We start from the raw sequence: 21,852 nt of genomic DNA on the forward strand, positions 1-21,852 counted from the left end.
CGCTGTCGATGGGTGAACAGGGGCGCCGGGCCGCGTGCTTCCGCGGCTCGGCGCCCCGCCGTCTGTGGTCTGCGGTCTCGGCGAACGAGTACTGCCAGATACCCGCGCGGTAGTCACAGTGACTCAGAACTCTGAATCACTGGCCGCCCGCTCCCAACGGCTGCGGCGAACGCCGGTAGTCACGCGGCGAGCTCCCCATCGCGCGCTTGAACGCGGTGCTGAACGCGCTCTCCGACCCGTAGCCGGCCTCGCGGGCCAGCACCGCCACCGGTGTGGCCTCGTGGCGCAGGGCCCGGGCGGCCAGGCTCATGCGCCAGGTGAGCAGGTATGTCAGGGGTGGAACACCGACGGTGTCCCGGAAGCGCACGGCGAACGCGGTGCGGGACAGCGATGCCGCGCGCGCCAGATCCTCCAGGCGCCAAGCGCGGGCCGGGTCGCCGTGCATCAGGCGCAGGGCCGGGGCGACGCGTTCGTCGGCCAGGCCGCGGAGCCAGCCGGCGGGCAGGTTCGCGGTGTCGGCGAGGCTGATGCGCAGTACGTGCAGGAACACCAGTTGGGCGATGTGGTCCATGGCGGCCGTGGCGCCGGGGCGGTGGCCGGTCATCTCGTCGAGGAGCTGCTCGACCAGGCGGCGCAGGGTCGCGGCCTCCGGCGCGTCGCCGCGGACGCGGACCAGGGCGGGCAGCGCGTCGCGCAGCAGGCCGCCGCGGTCGCGGCTCAGGTCGACGTGGCCCGCGACGCACATGGCGTCCTCGCCGGTGCCCAGGCGGCGGAAGCCGGTCCGGGGATCGGTGGGCAGCGGGCCGGAGGGCTGCGGCGGGACGTCGGGGGCGCTGCACAGGATGTAGGGCAGGGCGCCGTCCGAGACGATCACGTCGCCCGGGGCGAGCTGCACCTGCTCGCCGGTGTCCTCGCGGACCAGCACCGGCTCGCCGCGCACGACGCAGTTCACCTTCAGCCGGTCGGGGGCGTGCAGCCGGACCGCCCAGGCGCCGCCGGCCACGAACGCGCCGGACATGGCCGCGCGGGCGTCGGCGACCGCCAGCGCGTCGCAGAGCGGGTCGTCGATTTCGGCCGAAATAGTCGAATCGACTGAACTCTCGAGCAAGTTTTCCGAACTCACGAGTATTAATCGTACATCGCGCCGCGCGTACGGTGGTGATGACAGCACAACCAGAAGGGACCCACCGTCATGACCACTACAGCGCAACAGCCCCTGACCTCCGGTTTCGGCGCCGACTCCACGGCCGCCGAGGTGATCAAGGGCGTCGATCTGACCGGCACCACCGCGATCGTCACCGGCGGCGCCAGCGGCATCGGGGTGGAGACCGTGCGCACCCTGCGGGACGCCGGCGCGCTGGTCATCGTTCCGGCGCGGAACACCGAGGGGGCGCGGAACGCCCTGCGGGAGCTGGACGGCGTGCGGGTCGAACCGCTCGACCTCGGCGATTCCGCGTCGATCGACGCCTTCGCCGAGCGGTTCCTCGCCGAGGACCGTCCGCTGCACCTGCTGATCAACAACGCCGGCATCATGGCCACGCCGCTGGAGCGGGACGCACGCGGCAACGAGCTGCAGTTCGCCGTCAACCACCTGGGGCACTTCCGTCTGACCACCCGGCTGTGGCCGGCGCTGGCCGCCGCCGGCGGGGCGCGCGTCGTCGCGCTGACCTCGCGCGGGCACCGTTACTCGCCGGTGGTGTTCGAGGACCTGAACTTCGAACACCGTCCGTACGAGCCGTTCCTCGGATACGGCCAGTCCAAGACCGCGAACTCGCTGTTCGCCGTGGAGCTCGACCGGCGCGGCCGGGCCGAGGGCGTCCGCGCCTTCGCCGTGCACCCCGGCGCGATCCTCGAAACGGGGTTGACCCGGTACGTCGACCCCGCTGCGCTGGCGGCCGCCGGCGTCGTGGAGGTCGACGGCAAGCGCGTGCTGAACACCGCACGCCGGGTCAAGACCGTCGAGCAGGGCGCGGCCACCACGGTGTGGTGCGCGACCAGCCCCGCGCTGGACGGCCTCGGCGGCGTCTACTGCGAGGACTGCGACATCAGCCCGGTGGTGGACGCCGAAACGCTCGCGGAGTCCGGCGGGCTGCTGGTGCTGCCCGGGGTGCTGCCCTACGCCGTCGATCAGGACGCTGCCGCGCGGTTGTGGGAGGTCAGCGAGCAGCTGATGTAGTGCGGCCGGCGCGGGAGGCGCGGCGCGTCGGTAGATTGGCCGTCATGAAAGACCGGCGCGGTGTGCATGTCGAACTGGCTCGATTGCCGAACGAGGTGGCAGAGCTCATAGCGGGGCTGGCGCCCGGTGCGAGTGTGGTCATCACGCACGACGGCGAGCCGGTCGCGACGCTCACCGCCGCCGGGTCCGCTCCGCTGGAAGGCATGGTCATCCAGGCGCGCGCCGCTGCCGAGGACGAGCCTTGGACGGCGCCGGGGTCCGGCGGCGAGGACGTGATGGTCGTCGCCACCTCGATGAAGCTGTCGGACAGTGCGCGGACCAAGCTCTCGAACGAACTCGGGGCGGAGTACATCGTGCTGGACATGCACGACGCGCCGAGCACGGCGGACGTGTTGCTGGTCCCGCCGATCAGTCCGCAGCTGCTGGGGAACCTGCGGTCGATGTTCCCTCAGGCCCGCGTGGTCGTCGCCGAGCTGGAGGATCCGGAGCTCGGGATCAGCTATCGGGGGCCGGTGCGGCGGCTGATCGATTCGGGGGCCGAGCTGTATCTCGCCTCGACGACCGTGCCCCACCTGGCGCGGCAGCTCGGTGAGGCGGTCAGTGCGCTGGGGCTGGGGGAGTTGGGTCCGGGGCGGCGTTCGCGGCTGGAGTTGGAGTAGCGGGTCGCCCGGGTCGTTCGGTATTCGGCGAGCTGCTTTACTCGACCAGCTGCGTGCGCGATAGCCGCACCTCTTCGACGTCCAGCTTCGCCTGGATCTGCCGGAGCACGGCGTCGTCGATGCGGTGCTCGCTCCGTAGCCGCAGAACGGTCGCGCGTTTGTTGCCCAGCAGGGCCAGGCGCAGCTCGCGGTACTGCTCGTCGAAGGCGCGGAGGCGCTCGGCGGCGTCGTCGTCGATGTCCTCGCTGTCGTCGTCGGGGTCGCCGGCCCGGCCGATGCGCAGACGTTTCTGGTACTCCTTGCGCGTCATCTCGGTGATCTCCGGGGCGGTGCCCAGTGTCTCGGCGATGTCGGGGAGTGCTTGCAGCGCCTCCTCGGCGGCGGTGCGGGTGGCCATGCGGCGCTCGGACTCGATGACGGTGTCCTCCGGCAGGTCGGCCCAGCGGACCACCGGCGGCAGCGCGAAGGCCTGGAGCATCAGGGCCGCGATGACGCCGGCGGTGACGAAGACGATGACGTCGCGGTCCGGGAGCGGTTCGCCGTTGTGCAGCGTGTTGGGGACGGCGAGCGCGGCGGCCAGGGAGACCGCGCCGCGGAAACCGGCCAGGCCGGTGATGATCCGGAAGCCGTGGCTGACCCGGCGGGCCCGCTGGGAGGCGCGGCGGTCCAGCAGCCGGATGGCGTAGACGACCACGAACTGGAAGGTGAGGCGGGAGGCGATCAGGACCCCGCACACCGCCGCCACCAGCGACAGAGCCCGGGCCAGGTCGAAGCTGGTGAGGTTGCGGACGGCGGACTGGGACTGCAGGCCGATCAGGACGAACAGGGCGCCGTTGAGGACGTAGGTGCCCAGCGTCCAGAAGCCCTGGGAGAGCAGGCGGACGGCCGGGGTGCCGACCCGGGGGCCGAGCTGGCTCATGATCAGCCCGCACGCCACCACCGCGAGCACCCCGGAGGCCTGGATCGCCTCGGCGAGCAGGAAGGCGCTGAACGGGATGAGCAGGATGGCGACGTTCTCCAGCAGCGGGTCCTCCAGCCGCGCCCGCACCTTCGCCCCGACATAGGCGACCACGATCCCCGACAGCGCGCCACCGAGGTAGGAGCGGACGAAGAGCCAGCTCACGTGCACGGCGCTGAAGTGCTCCGTTCCGATGGTGACTGAGACCGCGACGCCGTAGACGACCAGGGCGGTGCCGTCGTTGATCAGGCTCTCGGCCTGCAGCGCGTTCATCGCCTGCCGAGGCAGCACCCGCCCCAGCGCCGCGACCGCGGTGGCGTCGGTCGGAGCCAGCGCCCCGCCGAGGATCCACGCCGGACCCCACGGCACCCCGAACGCGTGCGCGACCACGGCGACCATGGCCGCGGAGAAGATCACCAGCACGGTGCTCATCAGCACCACGCCTCGCAGGGCCCGCCGGATCGCCCGCAGCGAGGCGTTGAGGCTCTCCCAGTACAGAAGCGCCGGCAGGAATACGAGCAGCACGGTGTCCGGGGGCAGGTCGACCGCCCGCAGCCGCGGCACGAACCCCACCAGCACCCCGGCCGCCAGCATGAGCACCGGCGGCGCGATCCCGGTCCGGTTGCCCACGATGCCGCTGACCAGCACGCAGGCGCCGATCACGACGATCACCGTGAGCGCGAGCACGCGGGCCTCCAGCGGGGCTGCCGCCGGGCGGCGGGGTGGGTCCTTGGATGAGGTGATCTCCAGTGGCGGGGTGGCTCACACTGCGGGGTGGTGGGCGACTCGGTTGGTGGTTGGTGGTTGGCGGTTGGCGGATGGCGGATGGAGCTCGCGAGTCGGCGGCGCGGCGAGCGGACTCGGCGATGTGGCGGTGGCGCGCGGGACTACAGGCCGACGTCCAGCAGCGGTCCTCCTGCCAGCCATGCGGCGCCGGCTACTCCTCCAGCGCGCTGATCTGCTCCGCGGCTGCCAGCTTTCTGCCAGCGGACCGAGCGAGGCTGAGGCCGACATCAGAGCCCAGTCAACGAAGGGTCCCGCTGTGGCCACTTATCGCAAGGTCCTCGTAGCTGCCGCGTTGGCGCTCGCCAGTGTGGCGCCGCTGGCCGCCGCCGCTCCGGCGTCCGCCTCGCCGGGGCAGATGACGTGCAATTCGGTGAGCACGAACAACGTCGGCACGATCTGCCTGGAGGAGGGTTCGAGCGGCTACACCGTCAGCTTCTCCAGCGGGCTCGAATACGGGAACGTGCGGTTCGCTCTGAACCGCTATGACCAGAACGACAACTACGCCGGCACCTACTGGGACAACGGTGCGTTCCACACGCAGTCGAGCCAGTACAACTACTTCCACTTCAACACCTTCAACTTCGCCGGCGCGCAGGGCTGCCTCTATGCGGCCGGCGGAGGGGCGCTGATCTGCACCGGCGAGCTCCATTGGTGACGACGTGACCCCTGCGACGACGTGACCTCTGCGACGTCCTGACACCGCTGGAGGAGTTGAAGGGCGCGGGAGGTGGCGCGTGGCGGGGCGGTGACCGAGTCGGCGGCCGGCCGCCGCCCGGCCGCCGCCCCGGCTCGCAGCCCCCTCAGTCCTGCCCCGCATGCTCAGCGCAGAAGCACCCGACCCCGTTCTCGATCCATTCGCGCATCCGCCAGTCCGGATGCCGCTCCACCATCAGCGCCCTGACCTCCTCCACGATCGTCTCCTGGCTCATCGCCGAGTCGCGGCGGCGCCATGTCTCGTCGCGCAGCTCCGTGAGGTAGTCGCGGACTTCGGCGAGCAGGCCCGCGTCGCCGATGGTGCCGTGGCCGGGGACGACTGTGCGGTGCTGCTCGGCGGCCAGGCGTTCCATGACGCGCAGCCAGCGCAGGCCCGAGACGTCGGTGTCGTGGGGCGGGAACCAGGGGAAGATCGCGAACTGGCCCGCTTCGGCGAGGTCGCCGGTGAACAGGACGTCGACGTCGGGGACTGCCACGACCTGGTCGCCGCGGCTGTGGCCGCGGCCGGTGGGGCGTAGGTGGACGGTGCGGCCACCGAGGTCGAGGGTGTGGTCCCCGTCGTAGACGAGGTCGGGGGTGGGCAGGTGGGTGCCTTCCAGTTCGCGGGCGACCGGGGCGCCGAGCTGCGTGAACATCGCGAGGTAGCCGGCGCCCTTGTGCTCCAGGTCCTCGGCCTGGGCGCGGTTGACCAGGTACGTCGCCTCGCCGGCGAAGGTGTGGGCGCCGAAGGCGTGTTCGGGGTGGAAGTGCGTGGTGGTCAGGTACAGGCGGCGGCCTTTGGCGTACTCGGTGGCGAAGGTGAGGACCTGGTGGGCGTTGCGGGGGCCGAGGCCGGTGTCCACCACCAGGACCGAGTGGGTGCCGCCGATCACGCCGATGTTCGGGACCAGGTCCACGTCCCTGTTCGGGACGACCACCAGGTCGGGGGCTATCTCCTGGGCGCCGGAGGTCTCGACGACCGGGTCGGGGTACGGGTATGCGGGGTGTTCGCGCTCTTCAGCCATGCCTCGAGTGCAGCACCGGGCCCGCGGCGCCGTCCAAGTCCGATCGGGCACGGGCGATACCGTGCGGGTATCGTCGCCTGTGGTGGACATGGAACTGCGCCCCCTGCGCTACTTCGTCGCCGTCGCCGAGGAGCTGAACTTCGGGCGGGCGGCCGGTCGGCTGCACATGACGCAGCCGCCGCTGAGCCGCGCCATCCGGCAGCTGGAGGCCGATCTCGGCGTCGCGCTGTTCGAGCGCTCGCCGTCCGGGGTCGCGCTCACCGAGGTCGGCGTCTGGTTCCTGCGCGACGCCCGTGCGCTGCTCGACCAGGCCGACCGGCTGCGGGCCAAGGTGGCGGCGTCGGCCGGGGCCGCGACGCTGACCGTCGGCATGCTGGCCGACAGTGCCGATCCCGCGGCTGCCCACCTGGTGAAGGCCTTCCGCGACCGCCATCCGCGGGTGGACGTCCAGATCCGCGAGGCCGACTTCACCGATCCGACCGCCGGGCTGCGCGCCGGGCTGGTGGACGTCGCGCTGACCTACGCGCCGTTCGACCAGACCGGTATCAGTGTTCGGCGACTCCGCCTGGATCCGGTCGGGGCGGTGCTGCGGGCCGACGACCCGCTGGCCGACCGCGAGGTGCTGCGCCTGGAAGAGCTCGCCGACCGCCGCTGGTTCCGCTTCCCGGACAGTGCCGATCCGGTCTGGCGCGCGTTCTGGAACGCCACGACGCCGCAGGGCCCGCTGCGCGAGGGCCCGCTGGTGCGCACCGTGCACGAATGCCTGCAAGCCGTGCTCTGGAACGGCACGATCGGACTGGCGCCGCGGGCCGAGGTGCTTCCGGACGGGCTCGCCTTCGTCCCGGTGGCCGACGCGCCGCCGAGCGCGCTGGTCGTCGCCTGGGCCGACGCCCGGGACGATCCGCTCGTCCGGTCGTTCGTCGGGATCGCCGCACAGACTTATGGTGGGTGACCGAGCTCGTCCGAAGGCTGTCGAGGGGGATCGATGACGAGCAGCGGGATCGTGCGGAGAATCGGACGATCCGGTGGTGGGCCCGCTGGCCGACTGCCTCGGATCGCCGCTCGAGGCGTTCGTGATCACCGATCCGAAGATGATCAACAGTGCCGGACTGCCGGCGGTCGCCCTCGGCGTCACCGCGACCAGCGCCTCCGACGTCCGCATGGAGATCTGCGCCGCCGCGCCGGACGCCGCCGGCGCGCAGGCGTTCGCGTCCGGGTTCGCCGAAGCGGTCGGCAGCGGCCAGGACTACATGACGAACCAGCCCTGGGCGAACCTGCTGTCCAACCCGCAGACCTCGGTCATCGGCGGTGCGGACCACGTGGTGCGGCTGTCGGCCACGCCGACCGGGGGCCAGGGCGCCGCACTTCCTGAGGCACCGATGAGTTCCGGGGCCGACCGTCGTCTGAACAGGCGACGGACAAGCCCTCCTGGAAGGAACCACCCATGAACAGCACCGTGACCTCGGCCGACGGCACCACCATCGCGTACACCGCCACCGGCGACGGCCCCGCCGTGATCATCGTCGACGGCGCGCTGTGCCACCGGTCGTTCGGGCCCAGCGGCGGCGTCGCCGAGCAGCTGGCCTCCGAGTACACCGTGTACACCTACGACCGGCGCGGCCGCGGCGAGAGCGGCGACGCGGACGCCTACTCGCCGCAGCGCGAGGTCGAGGACATCGCGGCGCTGATCCGGGCCGCCGGCGGGCAGGCGCGCGTCGTCGGCTTCTCCTCCGGCGGCGCCCTGGCGCTGCTGGCGGCCGCCGCGAACATCGGCGTGACGAAGGTGGCCTGTTACGAGGTCCCCTACGTGACCCAGGACTGGCACCGCGAACTCGCCGTGAAGTACACCGCCGACCTGCACCAGGCGCTGGACGAGGGCCGCCTGGAGGACATGCCGGCCCTGTTCATGACCCTGGTGGGCATGCCGGCCGAGCAGCTGGGCGGGATGCGGCAGTCGCCGATGTGGCCGATGTTCACGGCCGTCGCCAAGACCCTGACCTACGACAACGCGGCCTTGGGCTACCCCGCCGGCGGTGCGGTGCCGACCGGCCTGATCGCCACCATCGCGGTGCCGCTCCTGGCGATGGACGGCGGCGCGAGCCCCGACATCCTGCGCGACCCGGCCGGGATCATCGCCGGCGCCGGCCCGGACGCCGAGCGGATCACCCTGCCCGAGCAGACGCATGAGGTGAGCGCGGAGGTCGTGGCCCCGGTGCTGGCGAAGTTCTTCGCGTGAACGGAAAGGCCTGAAGGCACCTGGGATGCCGACGGTATAAGAGTGCTGGCATGCTAGGCCAATGTCTTCGTCTTCGCAGGCTTCGGGGCCGCTGCGGTTGGCGGCGGTGGCGGCCGGCGACTGCCTGGTGGGGTTGGCAGCGATGTTCGCTGTGCCTTCGCACTTTCGCAGCTGGGCGGTGCTCGTCATCGGCGCCGCCCTGGTCGTTCACACGGTCTATCTGTTTCGCAGCAGCTGGCCTGCCGAGGGATGGCTGCAGGGGGCTCTGGCGGTTCTGGCGGTTGTGGCCGGGGTCGGGATGACGAGTTCGGCCGGCGGGGCGGCCTCGCCCTGGCAGCCGAGCATCGTCCAGCCCGCACCGGCTCAGCCGACACCTGTACAGAGCACGCCGAGCACACAGACCACCGGTCGAACCTTCTGCTACAGCGGCGGGCAGTGCTACATCAACGGTGTCCCGGTCAGCGGCCACCCGTGATGAGCGGACCCTGGGCGTCGATCGTGTAAGCGGTCGTGCCCTTGGCGGTCACCACACTCAGCTTGGTGTAGTGCCCTGATGTCAGGCCGCTGAGGCTCACCGTCGCCTTGGCCGAGACCGGCGCGCCGGCCGCGCAGCTGGGCTGACAGCTGTTCTGGATCTGCACCCCGGTCGCGGTGGCCTTCGCCTTGCCCCAGCCGGTCCAGGCCAGCTGGTTCAGCAGGGTTCCGCCGTCGCCGCAGGCCAGGATGTACGTCTTCGGCTGCGCCACCGGCTGGCGGTCGCAGCCGTAGACGGTGGCTTTGCCCGCCGTCGCCGGATGCGTTGAGCTCGTCGGGCTGCCGTCGCCGAGTGCGGTGCCGGTGACGTCGAGCGACGGCGGCGCGGTGGCGGTGGCCGCGCTCGTCCCCGCCGCACCGGGGTCGGCGTCGGTGCCGGTGCCGGTGCCGGCCGTGGGACTGGTGCCGGTCGTCCCCGTGGACGTGCACGCGGCGGCCAGCAGCGCGGTGGCGGCGCCCACTATCAACGTCTTGAGCGGAGAGTGCACGCAGCCACATTACTCACCGATCCGCATGTCAAGCCACATCACCCGCTCGAGCGAATCGGGGCGTGGCGACGCCCGGGCCCGGGAAGGGGCCGGGCGTCGGAGCGGGACGCGGGTGGGGGAGGGGCGCAACCATGGCTGAGCAGGACAGGGTCGGGTCGGTGGTACGGGACGCGGTGCGGTTGGCGGCGGGGCTGGCCGACCTCGGACTGGAGGTCGCCGAGGGGGCGGTGCGGCGGGCCCGCGGCGTGCTGGGGCGCTCCGATCTTCCCGAGATGGCCGCCGACCTGCACCGCGAGGTGAAGGCGCACGGCGACGTGGTGCTCGACCGGGTCGCGCCGCCGGCGGAGGCGCACATGGAGGCGCTGGCGCGGCGGGCCGCCGCGGCGCAGGACCCGGCCACCGGGGGCTGAGGTGCTGTCCCAGGCCGATCTGAAAGCCCGGATCGACACCGAACTGCGGGCCTTCGTCGGGGCCGAGGCCGATCTGCTCGAAGCCGTCGATCCGCTGCTCGCGCCGGTCGGGGCCCAGCTGCGGGCCGCGGTCGCCGACGGCAAGCGCATCCGCGCGGCCTTCTGCTACTGGGGGTGGCGCGCGGCCGGACAGGGGGACACCCCGGCGATGGTGCGGGCCGCCGCCGCGATGGAACTGGTGCACGCCGCGGCGCTGGTCCACGACGACCTCATCGATGACAGCCCTCTGCGACGGGGTCTGCCGGCCCCGCATGTCGCCCTGCGCGAGGCCACCGCCAAGGCGCCCGATCCCGACGGGGCCGCGCGCTCGCTGGCGCTGCTCGTCGGCGACCTGCTGATGGCCTACGCCGGACAGCTGTTCACCGGATGCGGGCTGCCCGCGCTGTATTTGTCGCGCGCCAGGCCGATGTGGTCCGTCCTGGCCCGCGAGCTCATCGCCGGGGAGTGCCTGGAGGTGCTGCGCACCGGCACCGAGACCGATCCGGCCGAGTCGCTGGCGATCGTGCGCTACAAGACCGCCAAGTACACCGTCGAGCATCCGCTGCAGATCGGCGGCCGGCTCGGCGGCGCCCGCGAGCGCACGCTCGGCGTCTTCAGCGACTACGGGCTGCCGCTGGGCGAGGCCTTCCAGCTGCGCGACGACCTGCTCGCGGTGTTCGGCGACCCGGCGCTCACCGGCAAGTCGAACCTCGACGACCTGGTCGCGGCCCGGCCCACCGCGCTGGTGGCCTTCGCCCGGCAGGGCGCCGCGCCCGGCGACCGCGCGGTGCTGGACCGGCTGCTCGGCCGCGACGACCTGGGCCCGGCCGACCTGGCCGAGACGCGCGCGATCCTGCAGCGCAGCGGCGCGCGCGGCCGGGTCGAGCAGCTGATCGCGCAGCGCGTGCGCCGGGCCCGGGCCGCGCTGGCCGGCGCCGCGCTGCCGCGCTCGGCCGCCGAGGCGCTGCACCAGCTGGCCGAGGCCGTCGCCACCCGCAAGTCCTGACATCCCGCACCGCCGAGGAGACCCCCATGCCCGTGACCCCCGAAGCCATGGCCGCGCTGCGGCTGCGCGGCGACGAGCTCGCCGACGCCACCGTCGAGGCGCTGTTCGCCGGCGGCGGGATCGGCCATTTCAATACCCTGATGCGCTGGTTCGAGCGCTCCGGCGATCCGCTGCCCGAGGGCCTGCCGCCGGCGGCCCACGACTACCTCGCGGCCACCGCGGCCCCGCCGGACTGGGTCGACTGGGACCTGATGGAGACCGCGCGGATGTTCTTCATCGACAACAACGTCCACATCTCCACGGCGCTGTCCTTCGCCTCGATGCCGGCCTGCTACATGCTGCCGCACGTCGCCAAGCTGCTGGCCGCCACGCACGCGCTGGACTACCCGTCCAACCGGATGGCCGCGACCGGGCAGTTCACCGTTTACCTGATGCGCCCGGACGCCTTCGAGGCCGGCGGCTCGTTCGTCCCGGCCGCCCAGAAGGTCCGGCTCCTGCACGCCTCCATCCGCCACCACCTGCGCCGGGAAGGCGCGTGGGACCAGGCGACCTGGGGTGTGCCGATCTGCCAGCAGGACATGATCGGCGGCCAGATGATGTTCTCGATCCAAGTGCTGGACGCGCTGCACCGCTTGGGCGTGCACGTCACCCAGGCCGGTGCGCGGGCGTATCTGTACGCCTGGCAGGTCGTCGGGGCGATGCTCGGCATCGACACCGAGGCGGCGCCGGCCGATCTGGCCGAGGCGCGGGATTTCTCAGACCTCTACATGTCCGAGTTCATGGGCCCCTCCGAACAGGGCGTTCAGCTCACCCGTCAGCTCATCGAGCTGTACGAGGACGTGGTCCCCGGAACGCTGCTGGACCCCGTTGTTCCAGCCCTGATTCGCTATCTGATCGGCGACACCGCCGCGGACTGGCTGGCGGTGCCGCGCTCGGCGGTGTTCGACCGCTTGGTGCCCGCGGCGCCGCTGCTGCTGGCCGTCACCGAACACCTCAAGGAACGCTCGCCGATCGCCGCGATGGTCATCGACCGGCTCGGCGCGCTCACCACCCGCTTCGAACTCAGCTCACTGACGCGCGGCCGGATCATGCACTATGCGATCCCTGATCACCTCAAAGACGAATATGGCGTTCACCGGCCGAAAGATGAACGCTGGACGCCGCCTCCGGTCTCTCGGCTTCTGACCGGATCGTGAGACGGCGCCCGAGGTTACGTATTCGTAAATTCCTGGACGAATACTCGGGTGCTGATTGCCCATGGCGTTCTGTCCAGGATTCGGTGCGGGTAGCCACATGTTTCTTCGGGCTTTGGCAACACACGGTAGCCGCCGCTGGCGGACGCACCGGCCCGGCATGCCTCGAATCGGACATCTCCGGCGCCGTGTAAGCCCCGAACCGCCTGTTCACCGCCTGTTTTACGCGTTCCGTGTTCGTTTCACCACCCAGGCTGTGTCAAGCCAACCCGTTTCCGCTAGCATGCATTCGCTCGAACAAAGCAGTGGTCTGTTTCGTGGCCGTCGGGTCGGCCTTTGACAGAACTTTGATTGAGCGCTGAACCACGCAAAGCCACCGACGTCGTTCACACCCGATGCGCCGACCAGCGCGGATCGCAAAGGCCACCCCCGTGAGAATCACCAAGAAGCTCGGCATACTGGTCGCTGTCCCACTGTGTGCCGTCTCCGGTTTCGGGGCGCTGGCCTTGGTCACCTCGACATCGGGGGCGATCAGCGCCGGGCATCTGTACACCCTGATGAACTCCGCCTCGGCGGCCGGCGACCTGGTCGCCGAACTGCAGGCCGAGCGCACCCAGGTCGCCCTGTTCCTGACGGCCGGTGCCGGGGCGGACCAGACGGCGTTGAACAACCAGATCACCAAGACGCAGGCGGCCACCGCGGCCTACGAGGACAAGCTGCGGAACATGCCGTGGCTGTCCTCGGACGGCAAGGCCCTGCTGTCCCGGATCGACGGCGAACTGCGCTCCATCGAGACGCTGCGCGACCTGATCCGCGGCAACTCGCCGAAAACGCTCTCGTCGGCCGACTTCCAGTACCACATCGTCATCTCCGACCTGCTGTCCTACCACGACCTGGTGCAGAACTCCGGCGCCTCCAACCAGGTGGCGACCATGCTGCGGGCGACCTCGGCGCTCAGCGACGCTCGGGAAGCGCTGTCCGGCGAGGAGTCGGACGTCCTGCGCACCATGGGCGAGAAGGCGCAGACCGCCTCGGCCGCCCAGGACCTGATCGGCAGCCGCTCCAGCTACGCCAGCGCGATGGAGTCCTTCGGCGCGCTGGCCCCGGCGAGTTGGAAGGACGTCCCGAACCAGGTACTCGGCGGGGCCGGCATGGCCGGCGCCGGCCAGCTGGAGGACCAGGTCGCGCAGACGCCGGCGGGCGCGCCGGTGTCCGTGACGTCGGCGCAGTGGACACCCCCGCTGGATGCCCGGCTCACCGCGCTGGACGGGGTGCGCCACGACATGGACCTGGCGACCCTGGACCTGATCGCCGAGGAGCGCACCCGCCAGCGCGAGCTGGCCGGGGTCGAGGCCGCGGCGATCGCCGGCACGGTGCTGCTGGCGCTGATGGTGAGCCTGCGGCTGGGCCGGCCGATCATCAAGGGTCTGCGAGGCCTGCGCGACGGCGCGCACGCGGTCGCCTTCGAGGACCTGCCGGCCGCGGTGCAGGCGCTGCGCGGCACCGGCTCGCTGACCGGCCAGACCCCCGAGGAGTTCGCCGACGAGGCGGCCGGCGGTCTGCCGGTGAAGGGCGACGACGAGATCGCCGCCGTGGCCCGGGCCTTCAACGCGGTCCGGCGCGAGGCCATCCGGACCGCCGCCGAACAGGTGCTGCTGCGCGCCGGCGTCGGCGCCGCCTTCGTCGCCCTGGCCCGCCGCGGCGAGCGCCTGACCGGCGCGCTCACCCTGGAGCTGGACAAGGCCGAGCGCGACGAGCAGGACCCGGACCGCCTGGCCCGGCTGTTCGTGCTGGACCACCTGGCCGCCCGCATGACCCGCAACAACGAGAGCCTGCTGGTGCTCGGCGGCGAGGGCACGGTGCGGGTGCGCGACGAGGGCGTGCCGCTGATCGACGTGATCCGCGGCGCGGCCGGCCGCATCGAGCGCTACTCGCGCGTGGACCTGGTGAACGTCGACATGGGCGTGGTCGTGGCCCCGCCGGTGGTCGACCACCTGGTGCACCTGTGTGCCGAACTGCTGGACAACGCGACCGCGTTCTCCTCCCCGGACAGCCGGGTGCTGGTCGACATGCGCGTGCTGGCCGACCGGATCATCGTGCAGATCACCGACCGCGGCATCGGGATGACGCCGCGGCGCCGCTCGGAGCTCAACGCCCGGCTGACCACCCCGACCCACCTGGACGCCGCCTCGGTCAAGGCGATGGGCCTGACCGTGGCCGGCCAGCTGGCGTCCTGGTACGGCATAGCCGTGGAGCTGCGGCAGAACCCGCAGGGCGGGACGATCGCCGAGCTGGTCCTGCCGCCCACGCTGTACTGGGCGCCGGGATCGCCGGACACCTCCTTCCAGTCGCTGCCGACGGCCGCGATCAACTCGCTGGCCTCCGGGATGGGACAGCCCGGCGTGCGCGGTCCGAACGCCGGGGCGCAGAGCGTCGGCGCCAACCAGACCGGCGCGGTCAACGGCGGCCGGCGCCGCCGGGGCGGGGCGCAGGAGGACGGCGCCGAGCAGGTCGGCGCGCCGGTCGGCCCCGATCCGCAGCACCGGCCCGCGCCGTTCCCGCATCAGCCGACGTCCGCGCAGGCCATGGACACCGGCCCTTATGGCACGACGCAGGCGGGAATCACAGAAGGCGTCAACGGTTTCCCGCCGGCCCCCATCCGTGTCAGGCCACTGAGCCGGCCGGCAGGTCCCGCGGCTCCGATGTCCCCGGCCGGCGCCGCGACGGCGGCCGACGGCCCGGTGAGCCCGTGGCTGGCCAGCGCGCTGCGCGGCCGGGCGGCGGCCGAGGCGGCCCAGGCCGCGCAGGCGCAGGCCGCGCAAGCCGCGCAGGCCCAGGCGGTCCAGGCCGCGCACGCGGCGGCCGCCCGGGCCGCCGGCCAGCCCTCGTACCAGCCGCAGGCACAGCCCGAGTACCAGGTCAGGGCGGCGTTCGAACCCCCGGCGCCGTCCTACCAGGGTCAGCCTTCATTCCAGTCCCATCCTGCGTACCCGGCTGCGCCCACCCCCGGGAGCCAGCCGTCCTACCAGGGCCAGCCCTCGTTCCAGTCCCGGCCCCCGGTGCCGGTCCAGCCGTCGTTCCAGACCCAGCCCGCTCTGCCGATCGCCGCCCAGGCACCGGTACCGGCCCAGCAGCCGGCACCGGCGCCGGCGCCCGCCGAGCAGGTCAGGGTCAAGACGACGCACGGCCTGCCCAAGCGGGTGCCGCTGGCCCGGCTCCCTGCCGAGGCCATGGACGAGGCACCGGAGGCGACCAGCCCGGCCGAGCGCGACCCGTCCCGGGTCTCGGCCTCGATGGTGGCCTACGCCCGCGGGATCGGCGGCCGCGGCGCCCCCGGCAGTGCCCCCCAGACCCCCTACACGCCGCCTTCAAGCACAGGGACCTTCTAAATGTCGCTCATGCCCAGCAGTCCCCCCGACAATCTGGACTGGCTACTCAACGATTTCGCACTGCGCGTGCCCGGCGTCGTGCACGCCCTGGCCGTCTCGGCGGACGGCCTGGTGGTGGCGGCCAGCGCCGACCTGACCGACGAGCAGGCCGAGAACCTGGCGGCGGTGGCCTCCGGGCTGGTCGGCCTGCTGGCCGGCGCCGCCCGGCTGCTGCACGCGGCCCCGGTGCAGAGCAACCTGACCGAGCTGTTCGGCGGCTTCCTGTTCTCCATGGCGGTCAGCGACGGCGCCTCGCTGCTGGTCTTCGCCCGCCGCGAGTGCGACATCGGCCAGGTCTCCTACACCATGGCCGAGCTGATCAACCAGGTCGGTGCCGCGCTGACGCCGATGGCCCGGTCCCGGATGCTGGCCCGCGAGGCCTCGGCGAGGATGCGGTGAACCGCGCGAACCAGGCCACCGCGGCGAAGATCGTCGTGGCCGGGGGCTTCGGGGTCGGCAAGACCACGCTGGTCGGCTCGGTCTCCGAGATCCAGCCGCTGACCACCGAGGCGGAGATGACCGTCGCGGGGGCGGGCATCGACGACGTCCGCGGCATCCCGGGCAAGACCGCGACCACGGTGGCGATGGACTTCGGCCGCATCACCCTGGCCCAGGACCTGATCCTGTACCTGTTCGGCGCGCCGGGGCAGGAGCGCTTCTGGTTCTTCTGGGACGAGCTCTCGCGCGGTGCGATCGGCGCCGTCGTGCTGGCCGACGTGCGCCGGCTGGACGACGCCTTCGCGGCCATCGACTTCTTCGAGCACCGCTCGATCCCGCACGTCGTGGCGATCAACCAGTTCGACGGCGCCCCGATGCACGGCCACGAGGAGATCCGCGACGCGCTCTCGGTCCGGGACTCGGTCCCGCTGCTGATGTGCGACGCGCGCCGGCGCGAGTCGAGCAAGCGCGTGCTGGTCACCCTGGTGGAGCACGCGGTGACCCAGCTCCGGATGAACCCGGACGCGGCCTACGCCGGACAGTGACGTCCGGCGGGCCGGACAGCACAGCCGTACAGCACCAGCGCACTGCACCAGCGCACTGCGGGACCACCGAACCCCCGGTGGCTCCCGCCAGATGTGGGGCCGCCGGCCGCTCCGGCCGGCGGGCCAGTTCCGTGTGAACCCTGATATCAATCGTTTAAGGAGACAGCGTTGTTCTCGTCCCGAGTTCCGGCGCGCCTGCGCGCCGTCGTGGCCGTGGGCGCGGTGACCGTGCTCGCCGTGGCCGGCTGCAGCAGCAGCACGTCGAGCAAGAGTGCCGCCAAGGGCGACTCGCCCATCACCATCGGCCTGATCACCGCGCTGACCGGCAGCAACAAGGCGCTGGGCCCGGACCACCTCAACGGGTTCCAGCTCTACCTGGACACCCACGGCGACAAGCTCGGCGGCCACACCGTCAAGCTGGACGTGGGCGACGAGGCCAACGGCGGCGCGGCGGCGGTGCCGGTGGCCAAGAAGATGATCGAGCAGGACCACGTGCTGGCCATCGCCGGCATCGTGGCGACGCCGACGATCCAGGCCGTGGTGCCGATCGCCAGCGCCGCGGGGGTGCCGGTGGTCAACACCGGCGGCCGGCCGACGATGAAGGACGTCTCGCACCTGTGGACCATGAGCTTCATGTCCACCGACCCCGGTGGCGCGATGGGCCCGTACATGGCGCAGAACATCCAGGGCTCGGTCTACGCCTTCGGCCCGGACTACCAGGGCGGCTACGACCAGCTGCGCGGCTTCACCGACTCCTACACCAAGGCCGGCGGCAAGCTCGCCAACGACGGCGGCAAGCCCACCTTCACGCCGTTCCCGACCACCCAGGACTTCACGCCCTACCTGGCCAAGGTCAAGGCCTCCGGCGCCAAGGCCATCTACTGCTTCTACACCGGCCAGAACGCGATCGACTTCGTGAAGCAGTGGTCGCAGTCCGACGCCAAGGACATCCCGCTGTACGCGGCCGGCTTCATCACCGAGGGCGCCACGCTCAAGGCCGAGGGCCCGGCGGCCGGCGGCATCATCACCTCGATGAACTACTCGCCGGACATCTCCAGCGCCGCCAACCGCGAGTTCGTCTCGGCCTGGGGCCAGAAGTACAGCGGCGAGGCGCCGCCGGCGACCGCGATGTACAGCTGGGACGCGGCCTCGGTGCTGGACCAGGCGATCGCCAAGGCCGGCTCGAACCTGACGCCGGACGCGGTCAACTCCGCGATCAAGGCGATGGGCCAGATCGACAGCCCGCGCGGCACCTGGCAGCTGTCGGCCGACACCCACGTCCCGGTCCAGAAGTGGTACCTGCGCAAGGTCGAGATGGACGGCACCGCGCTGGCCAACGTGAAGATCGGCGACCTGGCCACCATCGGCAGCTGAGCGCTGATCCTCGAACACTGATCATCGAACATTGGTCATTGAACGCTGATCATCGAACACTGACAGTTGAACACCGAGCGCCGGGAACCGACGACGTTCCCGGCGCGATCGGCGTAACCTGCACCACCAGCACGACGCGCACAACCAGCAAGAGCACTGCGAAAGGGGTTCCATGGGCACGCACTTCGTGCCCGCGCTGGACGGGGTGGCCTACGGGCTGCTGCTGTTCGTCGCGGCCGCGGGCCTGACATTGCTGTTCGGGATCGGCGGTGTGCTGAACATCGCCCACGGGACCCTGTTCGCGCTCGGCGGCTACCTGGCCGCCACGGTGTCCGACGGCTCCTGGTCGTCGGCCTTCCTGGGGCTGGCCGCGGCCACGGTCGGCGGCACGCTCGGCGGCGCGGTGCTGGCCGCCGGGACGCTGCCGCTGGCCGAACGCGGCCATCTGCCCCAGGCGCTGCTGACCTTCGGCCTGGCCCTGGTCGGCGGCGACATCCTGAGCACCGTCTACGGCGGGGACCCGCACCCGGTCGTGATCCCGAACTCGGTGAACGGCACGGTGCACATCCTCGGGCACGTCTACCCGACCTACCGCCTGATGTTCATCGTGGTCGCCTCGGTGCTGGCGCTGGCCGGCACCTACGTCCTGGGACGCACCCGGGCCGGGGCGCTGCTGCGGGCCGCGGCCGACGACCGGGACATGGTCGGCGCCATGGGCTACGCGCCGTGGCGGGTGCACGCGGCGCTGTGCGGCGCCGCCGGGGCGCTGGCCGGGCTGGCCGGCGGTCTGGGCGCGCCGATCATCGGCCCGGGCCCGGACACCGCCGACAAGGTCCTGATGCTCTCGATGGTGGTCATCGTGCTCGGCAAGCCCGGCTCGGTGGTCGGGGCGTTCGTGGCGGCGATCGCGGTCGGGGAGATCGAGACGCTCGGCGTGTCGATCTCCTCCAACTGGGCCCCCTACCTGCTGTTCGGGCTGATGGCCCTGGCGCTGGTGGCCCGGACCTTCCGGGGCTCGGCGGCCCCGGTCGGCGCGGCGGCGGGGGCGCACGCGTGAACCCCGTACGCATGAACCCCGCGCGCATGAACCTCCCAGCGCTCCTGAACTCGCCGCGGGTGCGGGTCGGCGTGCCGCTCGCGGCCCTGGCCGCCTTCCTGCTCATCGCGCCCTCCAGCTTCGACGGCTACGGCATCAGCCTGCTGTCCAAGGCGCTGGCCCTGGGGGTGCTGGCGGTCAGCGTCAGCATCCTGGCCGGCTTCACGGGCCTGCCGACGATGGGCCAGGCCGCGCCGTTCCTGGTCGGCGCCTACACCGCCGGGATCCTGGGCACCCACGGGCATACCATCGGCGTCGTGCAGCTGCTGTGCGGGACGCTCACCGCCGCCGGCTTCGCCGCGGCCACCGGGCTGGTCGCCGTGCGCACGCGCGGGGTCGCGTTCCTGATGACCACGCTGGCGCTCGGCGAGCTCACGGTCACCGCCGCCGGGGAGTGGCGCTCGCTGACCGGCGGCACCGACGGGATGTACGGCATCCCGCCGCTGAACCCGCTGCCCGGGATGGCGGCGCTGGATTCCGACCGGTCCGTGTACTGGTTCGTGCTCGCCTCCACGACGGTGATCGTCGCGCTCGTGTGGTGGGTGCTGCGCTCGCCGGTCGGCAAGCTGCTGCTGGCCTGCCGCGACCACGAGGCGCGGATGCGCTCGGCCGGCCACCCGGTGTCGCGCTACCAGTGGCTGGCCTATGTGGCGGCCGGCGGGCTGGCCGGCTTCGGCGGGGTCCTGATGTGCTCGGTCAACCAGTACGTGTCGCCGGACGACGGCAGCTTCTCCAACTCGGCGCTGGTCCTGCTGGCCGTGGTGCTGGGCGGGGCGACCTCGCCGCTGGGCGCGCTGTTCGGCGCCGGGCTGATCGTGGCCACCAACGACTGGCTGGCCGGGCCCTTCCCGGGGCACGGGCCGCTGCTGCTCGGGCTGATGTTCATCATCGCCGTCTACGCACTGCCCGACGGCGTGGCCGGGATCCGGTTCCGGATGCCGAAACGACGAGGGGAGCCGGCATGACGGGCACGGGTTCGGCGAGCCGGCCCCCGACCGGCCCGGCGATGATCGAGGTCAGCGGTCTGACGAAGGCCTTCGCCGGCGGCACCCTGGCCGTCGGCGGCCTGGACCTGGGCTTCGAGGCGGGGCTGCGGCACGCGGTGATCGGACCCAACGGCGCCGGCAAGACCACGCTGCTGAACCTCATCTCCGGCGAGCTGCCCCCGACCTCCGGCCGGATCCGCTACGACGGCCGCGACGTCACGCGCACCACCCGCGCCAAGCGCTCGCGCCTGGGCATCGCGCGCACCTTCCAGCAGCCGACCGTGTGGAGCACACTGTCGGTCGCCGACAACATCGCGCTGGCCGCGTGGCCGCACTCCGACGTGCGCGGCAAGTGGCGCCGGCGCCGCTACCGCAGCCTGTCCGAGTCCTGCGAGCGCTACCTGGAGACCGCCGGCATCACCGCCCTGGCCGACCGCCCGGCCGGCGCCCTGGCCCACGGCGAGCGCCGGATGCTGGACATCGGCATGGCGCTGGCCGCCGACCCCCGGGTGCTGCTGCTCGACGAGCCCGCGGCCGGCCTGACCGACCAGGGCGTGGACCGGCTGCTGACGGCGATGCGGGCGCTGCCGCGGGAGGTGACGGTGGTGGTGGTCGAGCACGACTTCGCGTTCGTGTCGGCGGTCGCGGACACGGTCACCGTGCTGCAGGACGGCCGGCTGCTGGCCACCGGGACGCCGGGGCAGATCGCCGCGGACGCCGCGGTGCGGCAGGCGTATCTGGGGGAGTCGGGGCTGGGGTCGGAGCTGGAGTCGGGATTGGGCGCGGGGCCGGAGTCGGAGCTGGAGCCGGAGTCGGGCCTGGGTGCGGGTCTGGAGCCGGAGTCGGACCCGGAGTCGAGCCGCGGCTCGGGGCCTGAGTCGGGCCTCGGCTCGGAGCCGGAGCCCGGGCTGGGCACCGACGTGGTCGAGGAGGCCGTCTGATGCTGAGCCTGACCGCCCTGACCGCCGGCTACGACGGCGGCACCGTGCTGCACGGCCTGGACCTGGAGATCCCCGAGGGCTCGGTGCACGCGGTGGTCGGCCACAACGGCGCCGGCAAGACCACCCTGATCCACACCGTCTCCGGCCTGGTCCCGGCCTCCTCGGGCCAGGTCTCGCTGGCCGGCGCCGACGTCACCCGGCAGCCCGCGCACCGCCGGGCCCGCTCCGGCGTCGGCCTGGTCCCGCAGGGCCGCAGAGTGTTCCCGGGGCTGACCGTCCAGGAGCACCTGACCCTGGCCTTCGGCCGCCGTACCCGGCGCGAGCGCGCCGCCGCGCGCTGGACACCGGAGGGCGTCAAGGAACTGCTGCCCCGCCTGGCCGAGCGCGCGGGGCACCGAGGCCGCCAGCTGTCCGGCGGCGAGCAGCAGATGCTGGCCATCGCCCGCGCGCTGCTGGGCCAACCGCGCCTGCTGCTGCTCGACGAGCCCACCGAGGGCCTGGCCCCGCTGATCGTGCAGGACATAGCGGCGCTCATCAGGACCCTGCCGGAGCAGGGCCTGACGATCCTGGTCGCCGCACCCCGCCCGGCCTTCGCCGTCGAGGTCGCCGAACGGGTGACGATCCTGGTCGCCGGCCGGGTCGCCGACGAGTTCAGCGCGAAGGAGCTGGTGGACCAGCCGGATCTGGCCGCCGAGGCGATGGGGCACGCCACGGCGGAGGGCGGGAGTGTCAGCGGCCTGAGCCGGGGATGAGCCTGGGTGAGTCGGGCCGGCGGTGCTTCGACGCCTGAGCGGTGCCGGGCCGGGCCGCTGATGCCTGATTCCGCGCGGGAGATCTGGCT

General features: G+C 72.3%; 22 protein-coding genes. 18 read left to right on the forward strand and 4 right to left on the reverse strand.

Features of this window, described 5'->3' with window-relative positions:
• Positions 1 to 136: 136 nt before the first annotated feature.
• Positions 137 to 1,123, reverse strand: a complete 987-nt coding sequence (locus ABH926_RS15360) for an AraC family transcriptional regulator (RefSeq protein ID WP_370366214.1) — start codon at positions 1,121 to 1,123, stop codon at positions 137 to 139.
• Positions 1,124 to 1,192: 69 nt separating this feature from the next.
• Between ABH926_RS15360 and ABH926_RS15365 the strand changes: the two genes are divergently transcribed.
• The gene (locus tag ABH926_RS15365; RefSeq protein WP_370366215.1) at positions 1,193 to 2,176 is read left to right on the forward strand and encodes an oxidoreductase; all 984 of its coding nucleotides are present in this window, start codon (positions 1,193 to 1,195) and stop codon (positions 2,174 to 2,176) included.
• 44 nt (positions 2,177 to 2,220) lie between these two features.
• Positions 2,221 to 2,835: a hypothetical protein gene (locus tag ABH926_RS15370; protein ID WP_370366216.1), complete on the forward strand. Its 615-nt coding sequence runs from the start codon at positions 2,221 to 2,223 to the stop codon at positions 2,833 to 2,835.
• 37 nt (positions 2,836 to 2,872) lie between these two features.
• Here the strand turns inward: ABH926_RS15370 and ABH926_RS15375 are convergent, their stop codons facing one another.
• Positions 2,873 to 4,480, reverse strand: a complete 1,608-nt coding sequence (locus ABH926_RS15375; protein ID WP_370366217.1) for a Na+/H+ antiporter — start codon at positions 4,478 to 4,480, stop codon at positions 2,873 to 2,875.
• 355 nt (positions 4,481 to 4,835) lie between these two features.
• On the opposite strand from ABH926_RS15375, the gene ABH926_RS15380 reads away from it, so the two are divergent.
• On the forward strand, positions 4,836 to 5,234 hold the full coding sequence (locus ABH926_RS15380) for a hypothetical protein (protein ID WP_370366218.1): 399 nt from the start codon (positions 4,836 to 4,838) through the stop codon (positions 5,232 to 5,234).
• A 145-nt stretch (positions 5,235 to 5,379) separates the two neighbouring features.
• Here ABH926_RS15380 and ABH926_RS15385 read toward each other — a convergent pair whose 3' ends face one another.
• On the reverse strand, positions 5,380 to 6,297 hold the full coding sequence (locus ABH926_RS15385; protein WP_370366219.1) for an MBL fold metallo-hydrolase: 918 nt from the start codon (positions 6,295 to 6,297) through the stop codon (positions 5,380 to 5,382).
• 88 nt (positions 6,298 to 6,385) lie between these two features.
• On the opposite strand from ABH926_RS15385, the gene ABH926_RS15390 reads away from it, so the two are divergent.
• The 4 genes from ABH926_RS15390 to ABH926_RS15405 all read left to right on the forward strand — a co-directional run bounded on the left by ABH926_RS15390 (position 6,386) and on the right by ABH926_RS15405 (position 9,008).
• Complete coding sequence (locus ABH926_RS15390; RefSeq protein ID WP_370366337.1) at positions 6,386 to 7,249, forward strand: LysR family transcriptional regulator; 864 nt, start codon at positions 6,386 to 6,388, stop codon at positions 7,247 to 7,249.
• Between the two features lie 76 nt (positions 7,250 to 7,325).
• Entirely contained in the window at positions 7,326 to 7,745 is a 420-nt protein-coding gene (locus ABH926_RS15395; protein WP_370366220.1) for a hypothetical protein, read from the forward strand.
• Complete coding sequence (locus ABH926_RS15400) at positions 7,742 to 8,533, forward strand: alpha/beta fold hydrolase (RefSeq protein WP_370366221.1); 792 nt, start codon at positions 7,742 to 7,744, stop codon at positions 8,531 to 8,533. Before ABH926_RS15395 ends, ABH926_RS15400 begins: the two co-directional genes overlap by 4 nt.
• A 61-nt stretch (positions 8,534 to 8,594) precedes the next feature.
• Positions 8,595 to 9,008 (forward strand): hypothetical protein, encoded by a 414-nt coding sequence (locus ABH926_RS15405; RefSeq protein ID WP_370366222.1) that lies wholly within the window; start codon positions 8,595 to 8,597, stop codon positions 9,006 to 9,008.
• Here the strand turns inward: ABH926_RS15405 and ABH926_RS15410 are convergent.
• Positions 8,992 to 9,555: a hypothetical protein gene (locus tag ABH926_RS15410; RefSeq protein WP_370366223.1), complete on the reverse strand. Its 564-nt coding sequence runs from the start codon at positions 9,553 to 9,555 to the stop codon at positions 8,992 to 8,994. The genes ABH926_RS15405 and ABH926_RS15410 overlap by 17 nt on opposite strands.
• A gap of 131 nt (positions 9,556 to 9,686) precedes the next feature.
• Between ABH926_RS15410 and ABH926_RS15415 the strand changes: the two genes are divergently transcribed.
• The 11 genes from ABH926_RS15415 to ABH926_RS15465 all read left to right on the forward strand — a co-directional run bounded on the left by ABH926_RS15415 (position 9,687) and on the right by ABH926_RS15465 (position 21,763).
• Positions 9,687 to 9,965, forward strand: coding sequence for a hypothetical protein (locus ABH926_RS15415; RefSeq protein ID WP_370366224.1), 279 nt, complete (start codon positions 9,687 to 9,689; stop codon positions 9,963 to 9,965).
• 1 nt (position 9,966) lies between these two features.
• A complete protein-coding gene (locus ABH926_RS15420; RefSeq protein WP_370366225.1) occupies positions 9,967 to 11,010 on the forward strand; it encodes a polyprenyl synthetase family protein in 1,044 nt (347 codons plus the stop codon).
• 26 nt (positions 11,011 to 11,036) lie between these two features.
• Entirely contained in the window at positions 11,037 to 12,206 is a 1,170-nt protein-coding gene (locus ABH926_RS15425) for an oxygenase MpaB family protein (RefSeq protein WP_370366227.1), read from the forward strand.
• 428 nt (positions 12,207 to 12,634) lie between these two features.
• Positions 12,635 to 15,592, forward strand: coding sequence for a nitrate- and nitrite sensing domain-containing protein (locus ABH926_RS15430; RefSeq protein WP_370366228.1), 2,958 nt, complete (start codon positions 12,635 to 12,637; stop codon positions 15,590 to 15,592).
• A complete protein-coding gene (locus tag ABH926_RS15435; protein WP_370366229.1) occupies positions 15,593 to 16,030 on the forward strand; it encodes a roadblock/LC7 domain-containing protein in 438 nt (145 codons plus the stop codon). It begins immediately after the preceding gene.
• Positions 16,027 to 16,614: an ATP/GTP-binding protein gene (locus ABH926_RS15440; protein ID WP_370366230.1), complete on the forward strand. Its 588-nt coding sequence runs from the start codon at positions 16,027 to 16,029 to the stop codon at positions 16,612 to 16,614. The genes ABH926_RS15435 and ABH926_RS15440 overlap by 4 nt, the downstream gene beginning before the upstream one ends.
• 168 nt (positions 16,615 to 16,782) lie before the next feature.
• Positions 16,783 to 17,988, forward strand: coding sequence for an ABC transporter substrate-binding protein (locus ABH926_RS15445; RefSeq protein WP_370366231.1), 1,206 nt, complete (start codon positions 16,783 to 16,785; stop codon positions 17,986 to 17,988).
• 172 nt (positions 17,989 to 18,160) lie between these two features.
• Positions 18,161 to 19,045 carry a branched-chain amino acid ABC transporter permease gene (locus ABH926_RS15450; RefSeq protein WP_370366233.1) on the forward strand — a complete coding sequence of 295 codons (885 nt, stop codon included), beginning with the start codon at positions 18,161 to 18,163 and terminating at the stop codon, positions 19,043 to 19,045.
• Between the two features lie 26 nt (positions 19,046 to 19,071).
• Complete coding sequence (locus ABH926_RS15455) at positions 19,072 to 20,049, forward strand: branched-chain amino acid ABC transporter permease (protein WP_370366234.1); 978 nt, start codon at positions 19,072 to 19,074, stop codon at positions 20,047 to 20,049.
• The gene (locus ABH926_RS15460) at positions 20,046 to 21,011 is read left to right on the forward strand and encodes an ATP-binding cassette domain-containing protein (protein WP_370366235.1); all 966 of its coding nucleotides are present in this window, start codon (positions 20,046 to 20,048) and stop codon (positions 21,009 to 21,011) included. Before ABH926_RS15455 ends, ABH926_RS15460 begins: the two co-directional genes overlap by 4 nt.
• Positions 21,011 to 21,763, forward strand: coding sequence for an ABC transporter ATP-binding protein (locus tag ABH926_RS15465; protein WP_370366236.1), 753 nt, complete (start codon positions 21,011 to 21,013; stop codon positions 21,761 to 21,763). Before ABH926_RS15460 ends, ABH926_RS15465 begins: the two co-directional genes overlap by 1 nt.
• Positions 21,764 to 21,852 lie beyond the last annotated feature (89 nt).

Source organism: Catenulispora sp. GP43 (genome assembly GCF_041260665.1).
Classification (GTDB): domain Bacteria; phylum Actinomycetota; class Actinomycetes; order Streptomycetales; family Catenulisporaceae; genus Catenulispora.

Excerpts from the sequence above, each read along its gene's own strand:
- ABH926_RS15365 (WP_370366215.1), top strand. The coding sequence starts at position 1,193 with ATGACCACTACAGCGCAACAGCCCCTGACCTCCGGTTTCGGCGCCGAC.
- ABH926_RS15370 (WP_370366216.1), top strand. The coding sequence starts at position 2,221 with ATGAAAGACCGGCGCGGTGTGCATGTCGAACTGGCTCGATTGCCGAAC.
- ABH926_RS15385 (WP_370366219.1), bottom strand. The coding sequence starts at position 6,297 with ATGGCTGAAGAGCGCGAACACCCCGCATACCCGTACCCCGACCCGGTC.
- ABH926_RS15390 (WP_370366337.1), top strand. The coding sequence starts at position 6,386 with ATGGAACTGCGCCCCCTGCGCTACTTCGTCGCCGTCGCCGAGGAGCTG.
- ABH926_RS15400 (WP_370366221.1), top strand. The coding sequence starts at position 7,742 with ATGAACAGCACCGTGACCTCGGCCGACGGCACCACCATCGCGTACACC.
- ABH926_RS15405 (WP_370366222.1), top strand. The coding sequence starts at position 8,595 with ATGTCTTCGTCTTCGCAGGCTTCGGGGCCGCTGCGGTTGGCGGCGGTG.
- ABH926_RS15415 (WP_370366224.1), top strand. The coding sequence starts at position 9,687 with ATGGCTGAGCAGGACAGGGTCGGGTCGGTGGTACGGGACGCGGTGCGG.
- ABH926_RS15425 (WP_370366227.1), top strand. The coding sequence starts at position 11,037 with ATGCCCGTGACCCCCGAAGCCATGGCCGCGCTGCGGCTGCGCGGCGAC.
- ABH926_RS15435 (WP_370366229.1), top strand. The coding sequence starts at position 15,593 with ATGTCGCTCATGCCCAGCAGTCCCCCCGACAATCTGGACTGGCTACTC.
- ABH926_RS15450 (WP_370366233.1), top strand. The coding sequence starts at position 18,161 with ATGGGCACGCACTTCGTGCCCGCGCTGGACGGGGTGGCCTACGGGCTG.
- ABH926_RS15455 (WP_370366234.1), top strand. The coding sequence starts at position 19,072 with ATGAACCTCCCAGCGCTCCTGAACTCGCCGCGGGTGCGGGTCGGCGTG.
- ABH926_RS15460 (WP_370366235.1), top strand. The coding sequence starts at position 20,046 with ATGACGGGCACGGGTTCGGCGAGCCGGCCCCCGACCGGCCCGGCGATG.
- ABH926_RS15465 (WP_370366236.1), top strand. The coding sequence starts at position 21,011 with ATGCTGAGCCTGACCGCCCTGACCGCCGGCTACGACGGCGGCACCGTG.